This window comes from Pseudomonadota bacterium (assembly GCA_039714795.1).
Lineage (GTDB): Bacteria > Pseudomonadota > Alphaproteobacteria > JAGOMX01 > JAGOMX01 > JBDLIP01.
Window position 1 is genome coordinate 1 of record JBDLIP010000170.1, and the last position, 2725, is coordinate 2725.

Below are 2725 nucleotides of genomic sequence, written 5' to 3' on the forward strand. Positions count from 1 at the left end.
TTTTCTTCGTATATTATAATTTCAGACATAAGTCGTACAATCTCTTCAATATGTACGATTAATATATCTATAAAGATTATCGGACACAAGAGCTTTTTTTACCACGGCAAATCCAAAAGAGCAAAAATTTGTTGCACGAACAAATGAATTGGGTTAGAAAGGGGGTGGTTATGGCGGCATGATGCAAAATTTTTTTGCTCTAAGTGGTTCCATTAAATGGCGCAGAGGGTGGCTCCATTACGTGGCGCTCGACAAGTATCAAGTACCTCTTCTGGGGGGCCGCATAGCTCACCAGTATTGTATGCGTATTGCGGAGAACGTGAACGGTCGACTCAAGACTCTCAGGTTATATTTTTACACGTTTTTTAGATCCGAGACCATGGACTTTGTGCTCATTTTGTGAGAGGGTCAGGTGACTGTCGAGGGTTAATCAATGGCGCCTCAATTTACCGGACCTCGGCGCCTTTACTCCGCGCTCGGCAGTTTTTCAGCTTGTACTGCTGCCGGTCAGAATGATAGCCAGAAGAAAGATAATAGTCTGTAGCATCACGGTACTCCCAGAGCAAGGTTGACTTGTAGAAACGACGTCCTTAGATGCAGGTCTTGTGGATTTCAGAGGATTTTGGAGAGATTGGGGGTTGACCCAGATGGTTCGCAACAACTCAGTGTCAAAAGGAGCGCATTCAGTGTCAATTGCGACCACAAGTGGGAATGGGGTTTTATCATCTCGATTGAATTTGAAAACGATTGTGGCACACGGGTGCGAATATATTTATATTATGATGTTGACGGAGAAATAAAGCCCACAACTGAGCACCTTGGCTTTCTCTTATGGTGCAAATCCAATTACCAGAAATTCATTCCGCCCTATGTTGATTTTGGCAAGTTCCTCGCCAGTGATTTTCCTTACCTTCAACAATCTTTACCAGTCTTCACTATCAAAAATAATACCACACCCAAAACCTACTAACGACGCCTACTGAGCGATCACGAACAACAAAACAATTCCCTACAAAAATAATTAATTGTTTAAAACGAGAAAAATCTATCAGAGTTAGTCAGCATTCTCAGTAAGATTCAGAATATTTTTTCCAGGTCCTGATTGCTCAGAGATATTTTCTATATTTGCAGAACAATTTTCCGCCGCAAAGCAAAACAACTGCATAAACAATACCGCTGGTAAAAGGTAAAATCTTTTCATTTTCTATCTTCTCCATAAACTGAGGGGACAACCACCCCCGCTCCCGGGCATTTTAATCTTTGCCACCTAGAAAGGCAAGAGAATATAATAACCGGGGTTGAGAGGTTTGCCTAACTTACTGACATTGGAGGGGGATATATTTGTTTTTTCAAGCTCTGATACGGCTTTCCTGACGTTCGGATGATGAGGGGGATAAAAATTCTTGAAAATTCTCAAGGCTTTTTCCAATAACTCTTTTTTTTCTGCACCTTCTAGAGTTAATGCCAGATTGGCTATGGCCATCGCGGTCGTGGGATGATTGTCACCATAGGACCGTTGAATTGTTTTGAGTGATTGCCGCAAAAGCTTTCTTGCTTTATGAACGTATCCAAGTAATCGGTAGACATTTCCTAGATTTGCAGATACGATAGCAGTAAATAAGTGATCATTTCCGTATTTTATTTTAAGATTATTAATAGAGTTTAAGAACATTTTCTTACTTTGCAAAAAATCATCAGAAACAGCGTGGACAATTCCCATACGAGCAATTAGGATAGAAATCCAGGCATTTGTCTTGTTGGGAGCTTCTTCGAGAAATCTTGAAGCGTCATGCAAAAGACGCTTACTTTCGGACATCTTGTCCATTGCAACACAAGCCAGAGCTAAATTTGCCATTGAAAGCGCGGTCCAAATATGACTGTCTCCATGTAGTTGTCTTCTTATTTTTAAGGCATTTCGAAAATGTTTCTCACTTTCTTCCAAATGATCTAAATCATAATGAATAAATCCTAAAAGGATCTGATTGTATGCCAGACTAGAAATTGATGTAGGACTTTGGAAATTTATTTGTAGCGCATGCTCTAGTGTTTTTTTTCCTTTTTCCCTATCACCTAGCACATAACTAATCCAACCTAGCATATATAACACCTGAGCAGTTTCAACGTGATTGTCTCCATAATGTTTCTGATAGAACTTGAGTGCCTGGGAAAGTAAGTTTCTTACCGTATTAAAATCTCCTAACAACATGTAAGATAGGCCATATCGAAAAAATGCATGTGCTGTTTTTGGATGTTCTTTTCCGTAGGTTTTTTCACTAATTGACACAACTTTTTTTAAAACTTCTAGCTTTTTTAAGCTTTTTCCTAAATGATGATACACAGAACTCAATAAATTTAAAATTTGCAGATTGGTTGGATGATTTTGATCATACAAAGATTCATTGAGCTTTAAAGCTTCTTCTAAGATATATTCTGCTTTGTGGGGCTCATTTAAAATACGATAGGTAAGAGCATAGAAAGAAACCCGATCTGCATCCGAAGTAAAGGAGCTTACTTCTTGCAAGAATTTTTCTAGCTGAGGTATTGTTTGATTTATTAAATTGCGTTCTTTATTAGAAATATCACTGCCTGCAATTTTTCTGGGATATATTTTCTCAATCGCAGTTTGCATTTTTTTCAGATATCTCAACTTCTGTTCTTGATCTAATTTATCCTTGAGCCAGCCAGAGACCAAACGATGAATAGAAATATCATCGCCTGATATTTT

Annotated in this window: 2 protein-coding genes; both read right to left on the reverse strand. The window is 38.6% G+C overall.

The window, feature by feature from the left end; translation table 11 throughout:
- Positions 1-1054: 1054 nt before the first annotated feature.
- Positions 1055-1201, reverse strand: a complete 147-nt coding sequence (locus ABFQ95_08365; GenBank protein ID MEN8237528.1) for a hypothetical protein — start codon at positions 1199-1201, stop codon at positions 1055-1057.
- A 66-nt stretch (positions 1202-1267) separates the two neighbouring features.
- Positions 1268-2725: tetratricopeptide repeat protein (locus tag ABFQ95_08370; protein ID MEN8237529.1), on the reverse strand; the 1458-nt coding region annotated here is incomplete at its 5' end.